The organism is Janthinobacterium sp. 13 (genome assembly GCF_002749695.1).
Taxonomy (GTDB): Bacteria; Pseudomonadota; Gammaproteobacteria; order Burkholderiales; family Burkholderiaceae_D; genus Janthinobacterium; species Janthinobacterium kumbetense.
Map to the genome: position 1 here is coordinate 3,141,007 of NZ_PEEQ01000001.1, position 19,649 is coordinate 3,160,655.

7 protein-coding genes, 4 tRNA genes and 6 rRNA genes are annotated in these 19,649 nt (G+C 55.0%); 16 read left to right on the plus strand and 1 reads right to left on the minus strand.

Annotated elements, in window-relative coordinates:
* The first annotated feature begins 10 nt into the window (after positions 1 to 10).
* From CLU94_RS13885 to CLU94_RS13910, 6 genes are all read left to right on the plus strand, one after another.
* Complete coding sequence (locus CLU94_RS13885; protein WP_099666047.1) at positions 11 to 1,321, plus strand: MFS transporter; 1,311 nt, start codon at positions 11 to 13, stop codon at positions 1,319 to 1,321.
* Positions 1,322 to 1,411: 90 nt separating this feature from the next.
* Entirely contained in the window at positions 1,412 to 3,073 is a 1,662-nt protein-coding gene (locus tag CLU94_RS13890; protein WP_099666048.1) for a glycoside hydrolase family 10 protein, read from the plus strand.
* A 94-nt stretch (positions 3,074 to 3,167) separates the two neighbouring features.
* Positions 3,168 to 4,148 (plus strand): BadF/BadG/BcrA/BcrD ATPase family protein, encoded by a 981-nt coding sequence (locus CLU94_RS13895; RefSeq protein ID WP_257218801.1) that lies wholly within the window; start codon positions 3,168 to 3,170, stop codon positions 4,146 to 4,148.
* Positions 4,145 to 4,945: an N-acetylmuramoyl-L-alanine amidase gene (locus CLU94_RS13900; protein WP_099666050.1), complete on the plus strand. Its 801-nt coding sequence runs from the start codon at positions 4,145 to 4,147 to the stop codon at positions 4,943 to 4,945. Before CLU94_RS13895 ends, CLU94_RS13900 begins: the two co-directional genes overlap by 4 nt.
* 83 nt (positions 4,946 to 5,028) lie before the next feature.
* Positions 5,029 to 5,931 carry a LysR family transcriptional regulator gene (locus CLU94_RS13905; RefSeq protein ID WP_099666051.1) on the plus strand — a complete coding sequence of 301 codons (903 nt, stop codon included), beginning with the start codon at positions 5,029 to 5,031 and terminating at the stop codon, positions 5,929 to 5,931.
* Positions 5,931 to 6,545, plus strand: a complete 615-nt coding sequence (locus CLU94_RS13910; protein ID WP_099666052.1) for a M15 family metallopeptidase — start codon at positions 5,931 to 5,933, stop codon at positions 6,543 to 6,545. Before CLU94_RS13905 ends, CLU94_RS13910 begins: the two co-directional genes overlap by 1 nt.
* Here CLU94_RS13910 and CLU94_RS13915 read toward each other — a convergent pair whose 3' ends face one another.
* Positions 6,546 to 7,925: a sodium-dependent transporter gene (locus tag CLU94_RS13915; RefSeq protein WP_099666053.1), complete on the minus strand. Its 1,380-nt coding sequence runs from the start codon at positions 7,923 to 7,925 to the stop codon at positions 6,546 to 6,548.
* 488 nt (positions 7,926 to 8,413) lie between these two features.
* On the opposite strand from CLU94_RS13915, the gene CLU94_RS13920 reads away from it, so the two are divergent.
* From CLU94_RS13920 to rrf (CLU94_RS13965), 10 genes are all read left to right on the plus strand, one after another.
* Positions 8,414 to 9,944, plus strand: a 16S ribosomal RNA gene (locus CLU94_RS13920).
* A 100-nt stretch (positions 9,945 to 10,044) separates the two neighbouring features.
* Positions 10,045 to 10,121 (plus strand) — tRNA-Ile (locus tag CLU94_RS13925).
* A gap of 19 nt (positions 10,122 to 10,140) precedes the next feature.
* Positions 10,141 to 10,216: transfer RNA gene (locus CLU94_RS13930), tRNA-Ala, on the plus strand.
* 249 nt (positions 10,217 to 10,465) lie between these two features.
* Positions 10,466 to 13,341 (plus strand): 23S ribosomal RNA (locus CLU94_RS13935).
* 138 nt (positions 13,342 to 13,479) lie between these two features.
* Positions 13,480 to 13,592 (plus strand): 5S ribosomal RNA (rrf, locus tag CLU94_RS13940).
* A gap of 689 nt (positions 13,593 to 14,281) precedes the next feature.
* A 16S ribosomal RNA gene (locus CLU94_RS13945) occupies positions 14,282 to 15,812 on the plus strand.
* Positions 15,813 to 15,910: 98 nt separating this feature from the next.
* A tRNA-Ile gene (locus CLU94_RS13950) sits at positions 15,911 to 15,987 on the plus strand.
* Between the two features lie 12 nt (positions 15,988 to 15,999).
* Positions 16,000 to 16,075, plus strand: a tRNA-Ala gene (locus tag CLU94_RS13955).
* 250 nt (positions 16,076 to 16,325) lie between these two features.
* Positions 16,326 to 19,215 (plus strand): 23S ribosomal RNA (locus CLU94_RS13960).
* A 138-nt stretch (positions 19,216 to 19,353) separates the two neighbouring features.
* Positions 19,354 to 19,466 (plus strand): 5S ribosomal RNA (gene rrf, locus CLU94_RS13965).
* Together the 16S, 23S and 5S rRNA genes with 4 tRNA genes alongside form the textbook arrangement of a ribosomal RNA operon.
* Positions 19,467 to 19,649: the final 183 nt, after the last annotated feature.

Here is a 19,649-nt window from a genome sequence, read left to right on the forward strand (position 1 = left end):
AGAAGGATGTATGGAGCTTGTGAAACAAACCGCCCCGGCGCGCGCGAATAAGCCGTCAAATAAGCCGTGGCTGTGGATCCCCTCCCTGTATTTCGGCCAGGGCATCCCCTATGTTGTTGTCATGACACTGTCCGTGATCATGTACAAGAACTACGGCTTTTCCAATACGGATATCGCGCTGTATACCAGCTGGTTGTACTTGCCCTGGGTCATCAAACCCCTGTGGTCGCCCTTCATCGATATGTACCGCACCAAGCGCTTCTGGATCGTCGGCTTGCAGCTGGTGATCGGCGCCGCGCTGGCGCTGGTGGCCCTGACGACCTCCCTGCCCCATTTTTTCCAGATCAGCCTAGCCATCTTCTGGCTGATGGCTTTCAGTTCCGCCACGCATGACATCGCCGCCGACGGCTTTTATATGCTGGGGCTGGAAGAGCACCAGCAGGCGGCTTTTGTGGGCGTGCGCAGCACGTTTTACCGCCTGGCGATGATCGCCGGCCAGGGCGGCCTCGTGTATCTGGCCGGCTACCTGACGCATGCGACGGGCAATGTGCAGCTGGCCTGGTCCGTCGTGTTCGCCATCCTGGCGGGCCTGTTCATCGCCCTCTTCCTGTATCACTATTTTATCCTGCCGAAACCCAAGGATGACCGGCCCAGCATCCAGGGCGCCGGTATTTCCCCTCTGCAAGAGTTCGTCGCCACCTTTGCCTCCTTCTTCAAGAAGAAGGATATTTTCGTCATCCTGGGCTTTCTGCTGCTGTTCCGCCTCGGCGAAGCGCAACTGTTGAAACTGGCCGCGCCCTTCCTGCTCGATCCGGTCGCGAAGGGCGGCCTGGGCCTCAGCACGGAACAGGTGGGCCTCGTCTACGGCACCATCGGCGTCATCGCCCTGACCCTGGGCGGCTTGCTGGGCGGATTCATCATTTCCCGCTTCGGCTTGAAACGCTGCCTGTGGATCATGGTGCTGTCCGTCCACTTGCCCGACCTGGTCTTCGTTTACCTGGCCACGGCCTTGCCCAGCAGCATCTATGTGATCGCCGGCGGTATTGCGTTGGAGCAATTTGGCTATGGCTTCGGTTTCGCGTCCTACATGCTGTACATGATCATGGTCTCCGATGGCGCGCATAAAACGGCCCATTACGCCATTTGCACGGGGTTCATGGCCCTGGGCATGATGTTGCCGGGCATGGCCAGCGGCTGGATACAGCAAATGCTCGGTTACCAGCATTTCTTCATCTGGGTGTGCATCGCCACCATTCCCGCTTTCATCATGGCCGCGCTGGTCAAGATCGATCCCGAATTCGGCAAGAAGGCCGAAGCCTGATTCTTTTGAACGGTGCGCCCGCAAGGATGGCGGGCGCACAGTAAAATGCCCCACCGATAGACCTGCGCTCCACCACTGCAAGGAATTGTTTTGTTGTCTACTTTTAAAAAACGCCTGGGCGCCAGCGCCGGCGTATTGGCCGCGCTGGCCACCGCCACATTGCTCAGCAGCTGTACCAGCACCAAGCTGCCTTCCGCAGTGACGCCGGGTGAAGCGGGTTTGCCGGCCGTGCCGCCCGTGCAGCACATCACGGGCGAAGTGCCGCCGCCGGCGCCGCGCGAGTTCCGCGCCGCCTGGGTGTCAACCGTGGCGAATATCGACTGGCCCAGCCGCAGCAATTTGCCGGTCGCCAAGCAGCAAGCGGAAGCGCTGGCCATCCTCGACCGCGCCAAGTCCTTGAATTTGAATGCGATTGTTCTGCAAGTGCGGCCCAGCGCCGACACGATATACCCGTCGCAGCTGGAGCCCTGGTCGGAATACCTGACCGGCAAGCAAGGCCAGTCGCCGTTGCCTTTGTATGACCCGCTGGCTTTCTGGGTTGCCCAGGCGCATGCGCGGGGACTGGAATTGCACGCCTGGTTCAATCCCTACCGTGCCCGCCATGCGACGGCCAAGTCGCCGCTGGCGCGCGACAGTTTCGCGTCCACCAACCCGGCGTCCGTCAAACAATACGGCCGCTACCTGTGGATGGACCCGGGCGACGCCGCCGCTTCCAAGCACACGACGGACGTGGTGCTCGACGTGGTGCGCCGCTACGATATCGATGGCGTGCACATCGACGATTACTTTTATCCGTACCCGATCGACGCGCCAGGCGCCGGCGCCGGCGCGGAAACGGCCGCGCTGGACGCGGGCAATGGCGGCGCCAAGCGCGAACTGCCGTTTCCCGATGAGCCTTCCTGGCAGCAATATCTGCTGGCTGGCGGTCAGCTGGATCGTCCGTCCTGGCGCCGCCAGAACGTCAACCAGTTGATCGAAGCGTTATATACAGGCATTCACCGCGAAAAGAGCTGGGTGCGCTTCGGCATCAGCCCGTTCGGCATCGGCCGTCCCGACCGCCGCCCTGCCGGCATCGTCGGTTTCAGCCAGTACGACAAATTGTATGCGGATGCGGAACTGTGGCTGGCCAAGGGCTGGCTCGATTACCTGTCGCCGCAGCTGTACTGGCCCGTGGCGCAGGCGCCGCAAGCGTTTGGCGTGCTGCTCGACTACTGGCTGGCGCAAAACCCGTATGGCCGCCACGTGTGGCCAGGCCTGTACACGAGCCGCATCGACAATTCCGCCAAGTCCTTCACGCCGCAAGAGATCATCAAGCAGATCGAAGTGACGCGCACGCGCCCCGGCGCGAATGGACAAGTGCATTTCAGCATGGTGCCCCTGATGCAGAACCGCAAGGGTGTTAGCGACCAGCTCAAGGCGAGCGTGTATCAAAGCCCTGCCCTGATTCCCGCCACGCCATGGCTGGGCAAGGAAGCGCCCGGCACGCCCGTGCTGGCCTTGCGCCGCGATTCCACCAGCCTGAACGTCAAATTGGCGGCGGGCGGCGGCAAACCCGTGGCGCAGTACGCCGTCTGGGCCCGCTACGGCGAAGACTGGCGCTTTACCGTGGTCACGGGCGTGCAGGGCGAACTGACCCTGGTCGACGATGCCACCGGCAAAGTCAACGCGGTGGTGGTCAGCGCCGTCGACCGCCTCGGCAATGAAAGCCCTCGCGTTACCGTGCGCGAACCGTTTACGGCCCCCGCCAAGTAGTTGCTGAGCGTTTATCCGTAGTCCATAACCTGCAGGCATGAAACATGCGCAAGCTTTCATGCCTGCAAGCTCCGCTTGGCTTTACACTCATGCCATGATTTTCTCCCCTGCAACCCATATTGATACTGCCGTGCTCGGGCTGGGCATCGACGCGGGCGGCACGCAGACGCGCTGGGCCCTGGCCAACGGGGACGGCGCCATCGTGGCCGACGGCGTCGTGGAAGGCTTGTCTGCCTTGCAAATGAGCAGCGATGCGGGCCGCGCAGCCGTGCACGCCACGTTCTCCCGGCTGTGCCAGGCCGTGCTGGCCGTCGGCCAGCCCCGCGCCGTGGTGGCGGGCTTGACGGGTTTTGGCGGCGACGATGCGGCGCTGGCGCCCATGCTGGCAGAGTTGCTGGCGCTGGGCGCCGGCGACGTGCGCTTGGGCAACGATATTGATATCGCTTATCGCGACAGTTTTGAACCCGGCGAAGGTTATCTGGTCTACGCTGGCACGGGCTCGATTGCCGCCTGGATCGATGCGGATGGCGGCTTTCACCGCGCAGGCGGGCGCGGCGTGCTGCTTGACGATGGCGGCGGTGGCTACTGGATCGCGCGCGAAGCCTTGCGCCACATCTGGCGCCGCGAAGACGAGGCGCCGGGCAGCTGGCAAGAGTCTCCCATGGCCGAGGCCGTGTTTGCGCAACTGGGTGGCAGCGACTGGTCGCTGTCGCGCGCCTTCATGTATGGCCAGGACCGGGGCGCCATCGGCCGGCTGGCGCTGGCCGTGGCCGCCAGTGCGGATGCCGATCCGCTGGCGCTGGACATCTTGCAGCGCGCGGGACAGGAATTGGCGCGCCTGGCGCTGGCCCTGACGGCGCGCCATGGTACGCGTCCCGTCGTGCTGGCGGGCCGCGCGGCGCAGTTGCACCCGGCCATCGCGGCTGCCATGCGCGCCGCTTTGCCTGTATCGTTGACGCTGGAACAGAAAGTTGCCCGTCCACATGAAGCGGCGGCCAGGATAGCCGTCAAGACGGCTGCCAAGACACAGGCCAGCACTGAACATTTTATTAACCCGAATACGGATCTTCCATGAAAAAAATCGCCCTCGCCCTGCTGGTGGCCCTGCTCTCCGCCTGTACCACGCCCGCGCCGCACCTCGACCACAGCTTGACGGCGCGCAGCCAGAGCCCGCGCGTGAAATTCATCGTCATCCATTACACGGTCAGCGATCTGCCCCGCTCGATCAAGATCCTGACGGAACAAGTGGTCAGCAGCCATTACTTGTTGACGGACACGGACAAGCCGAAGTTTTACGTGCTGGTCGACGAGTCGCGCCAGGCCAATCACGCGGGTGTGAGTAACTGGAAGACTTATACACAGTTGAATGTCAGCTCGATCGGCATCGAGATCGTCAACCCAGGTTACAAAGATACGCCGGAAGGCCGCCTCTGGTATCCGTTTCCCCAGGCACAGATCGATGAACTGATTCCCCTGTTGAAAGACATCCAGGCCCGCTACAACATCGCGCCGGAAAATATCCTCGGCCACAACGAGATCGCCCCCCAGCGCAAGCAGGATCCGGGCCCATTGTTCCCTTGGCGCCAGCTGGCCGATGCGGGCCTGATCGCCTGGCCCGATGCGAATCGTGTCGCCGCGCAGCGCCTCATTTTTGAGCAGCAAGTGCCGGATGCCGTCTGGTTCCAGAAAAAGCTGGCCCAGCACGGTTATGCGACGCCGACTACGGGCGTGTTCGACGAAGCGACGCGCAATGTGCTGATCGCTTTCCAGATGAAATACCGCAACAAGCTGTTCGATGGCACGCCCGATGGCGAAACGGCGGCCTTGCTGGAAGTGCTGACGACGCCGTCCCCGGCTGTTGCAACAAAGTAGCATGACCGTTCCAGCCCATGACTTTTTCTTATATGCTGAACATTGACGGCCCTGGCGGCCACGGCAAGGTAAAGGAATAGCTCATGCGGTTGCGTCATATCGAAGTGTTTCATGCCATCATGCAAGTTGGCACCATCAGCGGCGCCGCCCAGGTGCTGCATATCTCGCAGCCGGCCGTGACCAAGGTCTTGCAACACTGCGAATTGCAACTGGGCATGCCGCTGTTCGAGCGCGTGCGGGGCAAGCTGTACCCGAAACCGGAAGCGCACCGCCTGTTTGTCGAGACGGAAAAGCTCAACCGCGATTTATTGGGCATCCGTCGCCTGGCTGCCAGCCTGAAGGGCCATGCGGTGGAAACCATCCGCCTCGTGTCCACGCCGACGATCGCCATCAGCGTCTTGCCGTTCGCCATGACGGAGTGGCGGCGCGACTTTCCCCACACGCGTTGCCAGCTGGCTACCCACCACACGGGCGAGATCGTCAACACCTTGCGTCTCGGCGAAGCGGACCTGGCCGTGTCCCTGCAAGACCCGCGGCATCCGGGCATCGTGGCCGAACCGCTCGCGCATGGCGTCATGACGGTGATCGCGCCCACCGGCACCTGGCATGCGGCCGATTGCGGCACGCCCTTGACGGCGCATGGCTTGAATGGCGAGCTGATCGGCCATGCCGACAACGATCCGCTGGGCGAACTGGTGGTGGCCGCCTGCGAAGCGCAGGACATTCACCCCGTGTTTTCCACCGTGGTGCAGACCTATCAAATTGCCCGTTCCCTGGTGGAAGCGGGCGCCGGCATGGCCGTGGTCGACCCGTTTACGGCCGCCTCCGGCTCGCCCGAGCGCCTGCAGCGCCGCCCCTGGGCGCCAGCTATTCCCATCCAACTGTATTTATTGACGGCGAGCCACTCGCCGCTGTCGCATGGCGCGCGGCGCCTGGCCGATAGCATCGGCGTGGCCGCGCGTAATTGCCTGGAAAGAGGAGTCTGATGTCTGTTGCAAGTTTACAATTGGAAGTGGTTGGCAACGATCCGCAATTTCGCCACCTGAGCAGCATCGCCGGCATCGCCGTCGACTTGCGCTATGCCACGCCCGACAATTTCGTCGGCCGCGACTTATACAGCCCCATCGATTGCGCCTGGCTGCACCGCGATGCGGCCGCCGCGCTGGAGCGGGCCGTGGAGTGGCTGGCCGCGCGGCGCCCCGATCATCATTTATTGGTGCTCGACGCCTTGCGCCCGCAGCGGGTGCAGCAGCAATTGTGGGACGCGTTGCAGGGTACGGAGTTGCTTGGCTATATCGCCGAACCGTCGCGCGGCTCCATCCACTCGTTCGGCATGGCGCTCGACATCACCATCGTTGGGCCGGATGGGCGGGAACTGGATATGGGGACAGGCTTTGACGATCTGAGTGAGCGCTCGCACCCGGCGCTGGAGTTGGTTTTGCTGGAAAAGGGGGAAATTACGCAGGAGCAGGTGGCACATCGCCGATTGTTGCGCGACGCCATGTTCCAGGCGGGCTTCTTTGGCATCAACAGCGAATGGTGGCATTTCGATTGCGGCGACCGGGTGCTGGTGCGCCAGACCTACACCCGGGTACTCTGATTAAAAGACCTTTAATCCCTTCAGCATCACGATCAGGATCAATACGGGCGAGACAAAGCGCAGCAGGAACAGCAGCACATGCGCCAAGGTTTGATTCTGCAACTGGCCGTGATTGCTGATCGCCTCGATGAAATGCTGCTTGCCCCAGGCCCAGCCTGTAAACAAGGCAATCGCGATGCCGCCCACGGGCAGGAAGATATTCGACGAGACAAAGTCGAACAGATCAAACATATTCAAATCGAATAACTTGAAGTCCGCCAGGGTGCTGTTACTGAGGGCGCACACGGAACCGAGCACGGCCAGCAGCAGCATGGTCACGACGGTGGCCTTGGTGCGCGCCCAGCCAAAGCGTTCATGGAAAATCACCACGGGCACTTCCATCAGCGACAGCATCGCGCCCGTGGCGGCCACGGCGGCCAGGATGAAGAACACCACCATCAGGGCTTGCCCCATGGGAATTTGCGAAAACACGGCAGGAATCGTGATGAACACCAGCGACGGCCCCGCACTGGGAGCGAAACCAAACGTGAACACGGCGGGGAAGATGGCGATGCCGGCCAGCATAGATACACCAAGGTCGGCCGCCATCACGCGCAAGGTGGTCACGGGGATATTCTGGTCATCGCGGAAATAGCTGCCGTAGGTCATCATCGTGCCCATGCCGACAGACAATTTAAAGAAGGCCAGGCCCATGGCCGTCAGCACGACGGACGCCGTCAGTTTGGAAAAATCGGGACGGAACAGGAAAGCCAGGCCTTCGCCCGCTTTATCGAGCGACAGGCTGACCGCGCAGAGCAGCAACAGCAGCAGGAACAGCAGCGGCATCAGTTTCTTGGCGATCGCTTCGATGCCTTTGGTCACGCCCAGCATCAAGATGCCGCCGATAAACAGCAGCACGCCCCATTGCCACAACAGCGATTGCCAAGGATTGCTGATCAGGGAGGCGAAGGCTGCTTCCGTCACCAGCTTGTCGCTGCTGAGGATGGAACCGTCGATGGCTTTGGCGATATAGGCAAACACCCAGCCCACCACTTCCGAGTAAAACGCCACGATCAGGAAGGCGGCCACCATGCCGATGACGCCGACCAGCCACCAGGGCTTGCCCTTCGGCGCCAGCTGTTCCATGGTCGAGATCGGGTTGACCTTGGCGCGGCGTCCCAGGGTGATTTCCGCGATCATCACGGGCAACCCTACTAATAAGGTGGCGAGTAAATAGATGAGCAGGAAGCCGGCGCCGCCATTGGCACCCGTCAGATAGGGGAACTTCCAGATATTGCCGAGACCGACTGCGGAACCGAGGGTGGCGGCGAGCACGCCGAAGCCAGTGGTAAAGCCAGCTCGTTTCAGGGTCAGGCCTGATCCTTGAGCTTGTTGTTTCATGGTGAATCTTCTATGGATGGACGCGAATGTGCGCTGAGGGGGCGAAATTGTAGCAGTTGGCCGCAAATACCCCGGAAAAGCCTTGCTACTCCCGGGGCGCTTTGCTATAGTTCGCCTCCCCAATGAGACGCACTGGTTTGCGGCACAAAAGGGACAGCCTTCCGGGGCTGGGTAGTAGAAAAGAAGGTGTTGACGATTGTGCTGAAATGCTTCATACTCTTCCTTCTTCGCAGCTGACAAACACAACGCTTTGTCGATAGCGCGAAAGCAGTACCGAATACAGTTCTTTAACAATTAACAGTCGATAAGTGTGGGCATTTGATGTAGGTGCAGCGTCAATCTTCGGATTGGCGTAATACTTAAAATATATCAAATGTTCACAAGAAATAATGAAATAGGATACTTCTTCGGAAGTAGCCTGTCAGTTTTTTGAGTGAGCGACCCATCAGCAATGATGGTGCCGGTAAAACGGCAAAGTAACAGAGATTAAACTGAAGAGTTTGATCCTGGCTCAGATTGAACGCTGGCGGCATGCCTTACACATGCAAGTCGAACGGCAGCACGGAGCTTGCTCTGGTGGCGAGTGGCGAACGGGTGAGTAATATATCGGAACGTACCCTAGAGTGGGGGATAACGTAGCGAAAGTTACGCTAATACCGCATACGATCTAAGGATGAAAGTGGGGGATCGCAAGACCTCATGCTCGTGGAGCGGCCGATATCTGATTAGCTAGTTGGTAGGGTAAAAGCCTACCAAGGCATCGATCAGTAGCTGGTCTGAGAGGACGACCAGCCACACTGGAACTGAGACACGGTCCAGACTCCTACGGGAGGCAGCAGTGGGGAATTTTGGACAATGGGCGAAAGCCTGATCCAGCAATGCCGCGTGAGTGAAGAAGGCCTTCGGGTTGTAAAGCTCTTTTGTCAGGGAAGAAACGGTGAGAGCTAATATCTCTTGCTAATGACGGTACCTGAAGAATAAGCACCGGCTAACTACGTGCCAGCAGCCGCGGTAATACGTAGGGTGCAAGCGTTAATCGGAATTACTGGGCGTAAAGCGTGCGCAGGCGGTTTTGTAAGTCTGATGTGAAATCCCCGGGCTCAACCTGGGAATTGCATTGGAGACTGCAAGGCTAGAATCTGGCAGAGGGGGGTAGAATTCCACGTGTAGCAGTGAAATGCGTAGATATGTGGAGGAACACCGATGGCGAAGGCAGCCCCCTGGGTCAAGATTGACGCTCATGCACGAAAGCGTGGGGAGCAAACAGGATTAGATACCCTGGTAGTCCACGCCCTAAACGATGTCTACTAGTTGTCGGGTCTTAATTGACTTGGTAACGCAGCTAACGCGTGAAGTAGACCGCCTGGGGAGTACGGTCGCAAGATTAAAACTCAAAGGAATTGACGGGGACCCGCACAAGCGGTGGATGATGTGGATTAATTCGATGCAACGCGAAAAACCTTACCTACCCTTGACATGGCTGGAATCCCCGAGAGATTGGGGAGTGCTCGAAAGAGAACCAGTACACAGGTGCTGCATGGCTGTCGTCAGCTCGTGTCGTGAGATGTTGGGTTAAGTCCCGCAACGAGCGCAACCCTTGTCATTAGTTGCTACGAAAGGGCACTCTAATGAGACTGCCGGTGACAAACCGGAGGAAGGTGGGGATGACGTCAAGTCCTCATGGCCCTTATGGGTAGGGCTTCACACGTCATACAATGGTACATACAGAGCGCCGCCAACCCGCGAGGGGGAGCTAATCGCAGAAAGTGTATCGTAGTCCGGATTGTAGTCTGCAACTCGACTGCATGAAGTTGGAATCGCTAGTAATCGCGGATCAGCATGTCGCGGTGAATACGTTCCCGGGTCTTGTACACACCGCCCGTCACACCATGGGAGCGGGTTTTACCAGAAGTAGGTAGCTTAACCGCAAGGAGGGCGCTTACCACGGTAGGATTCGTGACTGGGGTGAAGTCGTAACAAGGTAGCCGTATCGGAAGGTGCGGCTGGATCACCTCCTTTCTAGAGTTTGCACGAATCAGGTAACTGGTTCACGCATCAAATGTTCACACTTATCGGCTGTTTAATTAAGAAGAAACAGTAGTCGTAGTAGTTCCGCGTTGGGGCTGTAGCTCAGCTGGTTAGAGCACCGTGTTGATAACGCGGGGGTCGTTGGTTCGAGTCCAACCAGCCCTACCAGCTAATTAGTAGTATCTCAGGGGGATTAGCTCAGCTGGGAGAGCACCTGCTTTGCAAGCAGGGGGTCGTCGGTTCGATCCCGTCATCCTCCACCAAGTTTTACTCGAAAGTGCAAACGTAAGCCGGTCAACAAGACTGTGGTTTAGGTTTGATCTTTTAGCGATCAAAGCTGTTTCGTTCTTTAACAATCTGGAAGAAGTAAAGATTATTTATTGATCGGTTTGCCGTAAAAGGTAAATCGATGGGTAATGATTGTATGTATCAACAAACAAGCAACAACGTTGTACTTTCTTATCCCTGTAGCGCTCTTTTCATTTGAAAGAATGAAGAGGCTAACGTTATAGGGACAAGCGAATAAGTGCACATGGTGGATGCCTTGGCGATTACAGGCGATGAAGGACGTAGTAGCTTGCGATAAGCTGCGGGGAGTGAGCAAACACACTTTGATCCGCAGATTTCCGAATGGGGCAACCCACCCTTTTAGGGTATTGCATACTGAATACATAGGTATGCAAGGCGAACGCGGCGAACTGAAACATCTAAGTAGCTGCAGGAAAAGAAATCAACCGAGATTCCCAAAGTAGCGGCGAGCGAAATGGGAAGAGCCTGTACGTGATAGTCGGACCGATAACAGAATCCTCTGGAAATAGGAGCCATAGCGGGTGATAGCCCCGTATGTGAAATCGGACCGGTGGTACTAAGCGTACGACAAGTAGGGCGGGACACGTGACATCCTGTCTGAATATGGGGGGACCATCCTCCAAGGCTAAATACTCGTAATCGACCGATAGTGAACCAGTACCGTGAGGGAAAGGCGAAAAGAACCCCGGAAGGGGAGTGAAATAGATCCTGAAACCGTGTGCATACAAACAGTAGGAGCGGACTTGTTCCGTGACTGCGTACCTTTTGTATAATGGGTCAGCGACTTACATTCAGTGGCAAGGTTAACCAGATAGGGAAGCCGTAGAGAAATCGAGTCCGAATAGGGCGATCAGTCGCTGGGTGTAGACCCGAAACCAAGTGATCTACTCATGGCCAGGATGAAGGTGCGGTAACACGCCCTGGAGGTCCGAACCCACTAATGTTGAAAAATTAGGGGATGAGCTGTGGGTAGGGGTGAAAGGCTAAACAAACTTGGAAATAGCTGGTTCTCTCCGAAAACTATTTAGGTAGTGCCTCAAGTATCACCATCGGGGGTAGAGCACTGTTATGGCTAGGGGGTCATTGCGACTTACCAAACCATTGCAAACTCCGAATACCGATGAGTGCGAGCTTGGGAGACAGACGTCGGGTGCTAACGTCCGGCGTCAAGAGGGAAACAACCCAGACCGCCAGCTAAGGTCCCAAAGATTGGCTAAGTGGAAAACGAAGTGGGAAGGCTAAAACAGTCAGGATGTTGGCTTAGAAGCAGCCATCATTTAAAGAAAGCGTAATAGCTCACTGATCGAGTCGTCCTGCGCGGAAGATGTAACGGGGCTAAGCCAGTCACCGAAGCTGCGGATATATAGCAATATATATGGTAGGAGAGCGTTCTGTAAGCCTGCGAAGGTGTCTTGTAAAGGATGCTGGAGGTATCAGAAGTGCGAATGCTGACATGAGTAGCGATAATGGGGGTGAAAAGCCTCCACGCCGTAAGCCCAAGGTTTCCTGTTCAACGTTCATCGGAGCAGGGTGAGTCGGCCCCTAAGGCGAGGCAGAGATGCGTAGCTGATGGGAAGCAGGTTAATATTCCTGCACCGTCGTATGATGCGATGGGGGGACGGATCGCGGAAGGTTGTCCAACTGTTGGAATAGTTGGTTTTTGGCTCATAGAAGGCGCTTAGGCAAATCCGGGCGCGGAATTCAAGGGGTTGAGACGAGTGAATTTATTCACGAAGCAATCGGAAGTGGTTCCAAGAAAAGCCTCTAAGCTTCAGTCATACGAGACCGTACCGCAAACCGACACAGGTGGGCGAGATGAGTATTCTAAGGCGCTTGAGAGAACTCGGGAGAAGGAACTCGGCAAATTGGTACCGTAACTTCGGGAAAAGGTACGCCCCGGTAGCTTGATTGGTTTACTCCATGAGGGTGAAAGGGTTGCAATAAACTGGTGGCTGCGACTGTTTAATAAAAACACAGCACTCTGCAAACACGAAAGTGGACGTATAGGGTGTGACGCCTGCCCGGTGCTGGAAGATTAAATGATGGGGTGCAAGCTCTTGATTGAAGTCCCAGTAAACGGCGGCCGTAACTATAACGGTCCTAAGGTAGCGAAATTCCTTGTCGGGTAAGTTCCGACCTGCACGAATGGCGTAACGATGGCCACACTGTCTCCTCCCGAGACTCAGCGAAGTTGAAATGTTTGTGATGATGCAATCTACCCGCGGCTAGACGGAAAGACCCCATGAACCTTTACTGTAGCTTTGCATTGGACTTTGAACCAATCTGTGTAGGATAGGTGGGAGGCTTTGAAGCGGGGACGCTAGTTCTCGTGGAGCCAACCTTGAAATACCACCCTGGTTTGTTTGAGGTTCTAACCTTGGTCCGTTATCCGGATCGGGGACAGTGCATGGTAGGCAGTTTGACTGGGGCGGTCTCCTCCTAAAGTGTAACGGAGGAGTTCGAAGGTACGCTAGATACGGTCGGACATCGTGTTGATAGTGCAATGGCATAAGCGTGCTTAACTGCGAGACTGACAAGTCGAGCAGGTACGAAAGTAGGACATAGTGATCCGGTGGTTCTGTATGGAAGGGCCATCGCTCAACGGATAAAAGGTACTCTGGGGATAACAGGCTGATTCCTCCCAAGAGTTCATATCGACGGGGGAGTTTGGCACCTCGATGTCGGCTCATCACATCCTGGGGCTGTAGCCGGTCCCAAGGGTATGGCTGTTCGCCATTTAAAGTGGTACGTGAGCTGGGTTTAAAACGTCGTGAGACAGTTTGGTCCCTATCTGCCGTGGGCGTTGGAAATTTGAAGGGGGCTGCTCCTAGTACGAGAGGACCGGAGTGGACGAACCTCTGGTGTACCGGTTGTCACGCCAGTGGCATTGCCGGGTAGCTAAGTTCGGAAGAGATAACCGCTGAAAGCATCTAAGCGGGAAACTTGCCTTGAGATGAGATTTCCCAGAGCCTTGAGCTCTTTGAAGGGTCGTTCGAGACCAGGACGTTGATAGGCTGGGTGTGGAAGTGCAGTAATGCATTAAGCTAACCAGTACTAATTGCCCGTACGGCTTGTCCCTATAACCTTAGCAGGTACAGAGGATAAGACGGTACAACGTTGCGTGTGTGTTGATACAACCAGTCATTACCCCGATCTTTGCTTCTTCCAGATTCAGGCTTTGTCGCTCCATTGAGGACAAACGCCAGTACAAGTTATGCCTGATGACCATAGCAAGTTGGTCCCACCCCTTCCCATCCCGAACAGGACCGTGAAACAACTTTGCGCCGATGATAGTGCTGCAACCAGTGTGAAAGTAGGTTATCGTCAGGCTTGTTATTCGCAGTAGAGAAAAACCCCGTCAGAAATGGCGGGGTTTTTTTTCGTCTGGCGATTTACTCTCCAGGTATTACTGGAAATGCAGTCGTCAAGCTATGCTTTATCCCTTATCAAGGCTGCTCTCCTCGCCTGGCCGGCGCCGACCTGGTGCAGCTGCCGGTGAATCCGCTCATTAATAGGCAAGCGTCAATGGCCAGCAGGGCATTCCGAATGGTGTTGCTTGGCCAATTTGATAGCGGTATGACATCGCATAAACAAATTTCACACTTTCTTAGAATAAACCTTGCTGCCTACGTATAGCTTTGCTATAGTTCGCCTCCCCAATGAGACGCCGCAGTTTGCGAAACAACGGGATCACTGGAAACGGTGAGGGTAGTAAAAAGAAGGTTGACGGATTTAGCGAAATGCTTCATACTCTTTCTTCTTCGCAGCTGACAAACACAACGCTTTGTCGATAGCGCGAAAGCAGTACCGAATACAGTTCTTTAACAATTAACAGTCGATAAGTGTGGACATTTGATGTAAGTGCAGCAGCGATCTTCGGATTGCTGTAATACTTAAAATATCAAATGTTCACAAGAAATAATGAAATAGGCGCTACGCAAGTAGTGGCCTGTCAGTTTTTTGAGTGAGCGACCCGTTAGAAATAACGGTGCCGGTAAAACGGCAAAGTAACAGAGATTAAACTGAAGAGTTTGATCCTGGCTCAGATTGAACGCTGGCGGCATGCCTTACACATGCAAGTCGAACGGCAGCACGGAGCTTGCTCTGGTGGCGAGTGGCGAACGGGTGAGTAATATATCGGAACGTACCCTAGAGTGGGGGATAACGTAGCGAAAGTTACGCTAATACCGCATACGATCTAAGGATGAAAGTGGGGGATCGCAAGACCTCATGCTCGTGGAGCGGCCGATATCTGATTAGCTAGTTGGTAGGGTAAAAGCCTACCAAGGCATCGATCAGTAGCTGGTCTGAGAGGACGACCAGCCACACTGGAACTGAGACACGGTCCAGACTCCTACGGGAGGCAGCAGTGGGGAATTTTGGACAATGGGCGAAAGCCTGATCCAGCAATGCCGCGTGAGTGAAGAAGGCCTTCGGGTTGTAAAGCTCTTTTGTCAGGGAAGAAACGGTGAGAGCTAATATCTCTTGCTAATGACGGTACCTGAAGAATAAGCACCGGCTAACTACGTGCCAGCAGCCGCGGTAATACGTAGGGTGCAAGCGTTAATCGGAATTACTGGGCGTAAAGCGTGCGCAGGCGGTTTTGTAAGTCTGATGTGAAATCCCCGGGCTCAACCTGGGAATTGCATTGGAGACTGCAAGGCTAGAATCTGGCAGAGGGGGGTAGAATTCCACGTGTAGCAGTGAAATGCGTAGATATGTGGAGGAACACCGATGGCGAAGGCAGCCCCCTGGGTCAAGATTGACGCTCATGCACGAAAGCGTGGGGAGCAAACAGGATTAGATACCCTGGTAGTCCACGCCCTAAACGATGTCTACTAGTTGTCGGGTCTTAATTGACTTGGTAACGCAGCTAACGCGTGAAGTAGACCGCCTGGGGAGTACGGTCGCAAGATTAAAACTCAAAGGAATTGACGGGGACCCGCACAAGCGGTGGATGATGTGGATTAATTCGATGCAACGCGAAAAACCTTACCTACCCTTGACATGGCTGGAATCCCCGAGAGATTGGGGAGTGCTCGAAAGAGAGCCAGTACACAGGTGCTGCATGGCTGTCGTCAGCTCGTGTCGTGAGATGTTGGGTTAAGTCCCGCAACGAGCGCAACCCTTGTCATTAGTTGCTACGAAAGGGCACTCTAATGAGACTGCCGGTGACAAACCGGAGGAAGGTGGGGATGACGTCAAGTCCTCATGGCCCTTATGGGTAGGGCTTCACACGTCATACAATGGTACATACAGAGCGCCGCCAACCCGCGAGGGGGAGCTAATCGCAGAAAGTGTATCGTAGTCCGGATTGTAGTCTGCAACTCGACTGCATGAAGTTGGAATCGCTAGTAATCGCGGATCAGCATGTCGCGGTGAATACGTTCCCGGGTCTTGTACACACCGCCCGTCACACCATGGGAGCGGGTTTTACCAGAAGTAGGTAGCTTAACCGCAAGGAGGGCGCTTACCACGGTAGGATTCGTGACTGGGGTGAAGTCGTAACAAGGTAGCCGTATCGGAAGGTGCGGCTGGATCACCTCCTTTCTAGAGTTTGCACGAATCAGTAATGATTCACGCATCAAATGTTCACACTTATCGGCTGTTAGTAAGAGAAGAAACAGTAGTCGTAGTAGCACCGCGTTGGGGCTGTAGCTCAGCTGGTTAGAGCACCGTGTTGATAACGCGGGGGTCGTTGGTTCGAGTCCAACCAGCCCTACCAGTACACATTCCCGGGGGATTAGCTCAGCTGGGAGAGCACCTGCTTTGCAAGCAGGGGGTCGTCGGTTCGATCCCGTCATCCTCCACCAAAGTTTTACTCGAAAGTGCAAACGTAAGCCGGTCAAATAGACCCGGGTTTAGGTTTGATCTTTTAGCGATCAAAGCTGTTTCGTTCTTTAACAATCTGGAAGAAGTAAAGATTATTTATTGATCGGTTTGCCGTAAAAGGTAAATCGATGGGTAATGATTGTATGTATCAACAAACAAGCAACAACGTTGTACTTTCTTATCCCTGTAGCGCTCTTTGATTATTTAGGTAATCAGAGGCTAACGTTATAGGGACAAGCGAATAAGTGCACATGGTGGATGCCTTGGCGATTACAGGCGATGAAGGACGTAGTAGCTTGCGATAAGCTGCGGGGAGTGAGCAAACACACTTTGATCCGCAGATTTCCGAATGGGGCAACCCACCCTTTTAGGGTATTGCATACTGAATACATAGGTATGCAAGGCGAACGCGGCGAACTGAAACATCTAAGTAGCTGCAGGAAAAGAAATCAACCGAGATTCCCAAAGTAGCGGCGAGCGAAATGGGAAGAGCCTGTACGTGATAGTCGGACCGATAACAGAATCCTCTGGAAATAGGAGCCATAGTGGGTGATAGCCCCGTATGTGAAATCGGACCGGTGGTACTAAGCGTACGACAAGTAGGGCGGGACACGTGACATCCTGTCTGAATATGGGGGGACCATCCTCCAAGGCTAAATACTCGTAATCGACCGATAGTGAACCAGTACCGTGAGGGAAAGGCGAAAAGAACCCCGGAAGGGGAGTGAAATAGATCCTGAAACCGTGTGCATACAAACAGTAGGAGCGGACTTGTTCCGTGACTGCGTACCTTTTGTATAATGGGTCAGCGACTTACATTCAGTGGCAAGGTTAACCAGATAGGGAAGCCGTAGAGAAATCGAGTCCGAATAGGGCGATCAGTCGCTGGGTGTAGACCCGAAACCAAGTGATCTACTCATGGCCAGGATGAAGGTGCGGTAACACGCCCTGGAGGTCCGAACCCACTAATGTTGAAAAATTAGGGGATGAGCTGTGGGTAGGGGTGAAAGGCTAAACAAACTTGGAAATAGCTGGTTCTCTCCGAAAACTATTTAGGTAGTGCCTCAAGTATCACCATCGGGGGTAGAGCACTGTTATGGCTAGGGGGTCATTGCGACTTACCAAACCATTGCAAACTCCGAATACCGATGAGTGCGAGCTTGGGAGACAGACGTCGGGTGCTAACGTCCGGCGTCAAGAGGGAAACAACCCAGACCGCCAGCTAAGGTCCCAAAGATTGGCTAAGTGGAAAACGAAGTGGGAAGGCTAAAACAGTCAGGATGTTGGCTTAGAAGCAGCCATCATTTAAAGAAAGCGTAATAGCTCACTGATCGAGTCGTCCTGCGCGGAAGATGTAACGGGGCTAAGCCAGTCACCGAAGCTGCGGATATTGTTCTGTGATTTATCACAGATATATATGGTAGGAGAGCGTTCTGTAAGCCTGCGAAGGTGTCTTGTAAAGGATGCTGGAGGTATCAGAAGTGCGAATGCTGACATGAGTAGCGATAATGGGGGTGAAAAGCCTCCACGCCGTAAGCCCAAGGTTTCCTGTTCAACGTTCATCGGAGCAGGGTGAGTCGGCCCCTAAGGCGAGGCAGAGATGCGTAGCTGATGGGAAGCAGGTTAATATTCCTGCACCGTCGTATGATGCGATGGGGGGACGGATCGCGGAAGGTTGTCCAACTGTTGGAATAGTTGGTTTTTGGCTCATAGAAGGCGCTTAGGCAAATCCGGGCGCGGAATTCAAGGGGTTGAGACGAGTGAATTTATTCACGAAGCAATCGGAAGTGGTTCCAAGAAAAGCCTCTAAGCTTCAGTCATACGAGACCGTACCGCAAACCGACACAGGTGGGCGAGATGAGTATTCTAAGGCGCTTGAGAGAACTCGGGAGAAGGAACTCGGCAAATTGGTACCGTAACTTCGGGAAAAGGTACGCCCCGGTAGCTTGATTGGTTTACTCCATGAGGGTGAAAGGGTTGCAATAAACTGGTGGCTGCGACTGTTTAATAAAAACACAGCACTCTGCAAACACGAAAGTGGACGTATAGGGTGTGACGCCTGCCCGGTGCTGGAAGATTAAATGATGGGGTGCAAGCTCTTGATTGAAGTCCCAGTAAACGGCGGCCGTAACTATAACGGTCCTAAGGTAGCGAAATTCCTTGTCGGGTAAGTTCCGACCTGCACGAATGGCGTAACGATGGCCACACTGTCTCCTCCCGAGACTCAGCGAAGTTGAAATGTTTGTGATGATGCAATCTACCCGCGGCTAGACGGAAAGACCCCATGAACCTTTACTGTAGCTTTGCATTGGACTTTGAACCAATCTGTGTAGGATAGGTGGGAGGCTTTGAAGCGGGGACGCTAGTTCTCGTGGAGCCAACCTTGAAATACCACCCTGGTTTGTTTGAGGTTCTAACCTTGGTCCGTTATCCGGATCGGGGACAGTGCATGGTAGGCAGTTTGACTGGGGCGGTCTCCTCCTAAAGTGTAACGGAGGAGTTCGAAGGTACGCTAGATACGGTCGGACATCGTGTTGATAGTGCAATGGCATAAGCGTGCTTAACTGCGAGACTGACAAGTCGAGCAGGTACGAAAGTAGGACATAGTGATCCGGTGGTTCTGTATGGAAGGGCCATCGCTCAACGGATAAAAGGTACTCTGGGGATAACAGGCTGATTCCTCCCAAGAGTTCATATCGACGGGGGAGTTTGGCACCTCGATGTCGGCTCATCACATCCTGGGGCTGTAGCCGGTCCCAAGGGTATGGCTGTTCGCCATTTAAAGTGGTACGTGAGCTGGGTTTAAAACGTCGTGAGACAGTTTGGTCCCTATCTGCCGTGGGCGTTGGAAATTTGAAGGGGGCTGCTCCTAGTACGAGAGGACCGGAGTGGACGAACCTCTGGTGTACCGGTTGTCACGCCAGTGGCATTGCCGGGTAGCTAAGTTCGGAAGAGATAACCGCTGAAAGCATCTAAGCGGGAAACTTGCCTTGAGATGAGATTTCCCAGAGCCTTGAGCTCTTTGAAGGGTCGTTCGAGACCAGGACGTTGATAGGCTGGGTGTGGAAGTGCAGTAATGCATTAAGCTAACCAGTACTAATTGCCCGTACGGCTTGTCCCTATAACCTTAGCAGGTACAGAGGATAAGACGGTACAACGTTGCGTGTGTGTTGATACAACTATTCATTACCCCAATCTTTGCTTCTTCCAGATTCAGGCTTTGTCGCTCCATCGAGGACAAACGCCAGTACAAGTTATGCCTGATGACCATAGCAAGTTGGTCCCACCCCTTCCCATCCCGAACAGGACCGTGAAACAACTTTGCGCCGATGATAGTGCTGCAACCAGTGTGAAAGTAGGTTATCGTCAGGCTTGTTATTCGCAGTAGAGAAAAACCCCGTCAGCAATGGCGGGGTTTTTTTCGTCTGGCGCTTCCTTGCTGTTCCCCCTCCCGCTTTCGTTCATTCACCACGGGTGCATAAAATACAACATCCTTCGATATTTACATAAGTGCTTATATAAATGCTGTTACTATCGCTACATGAAACAAGAAAG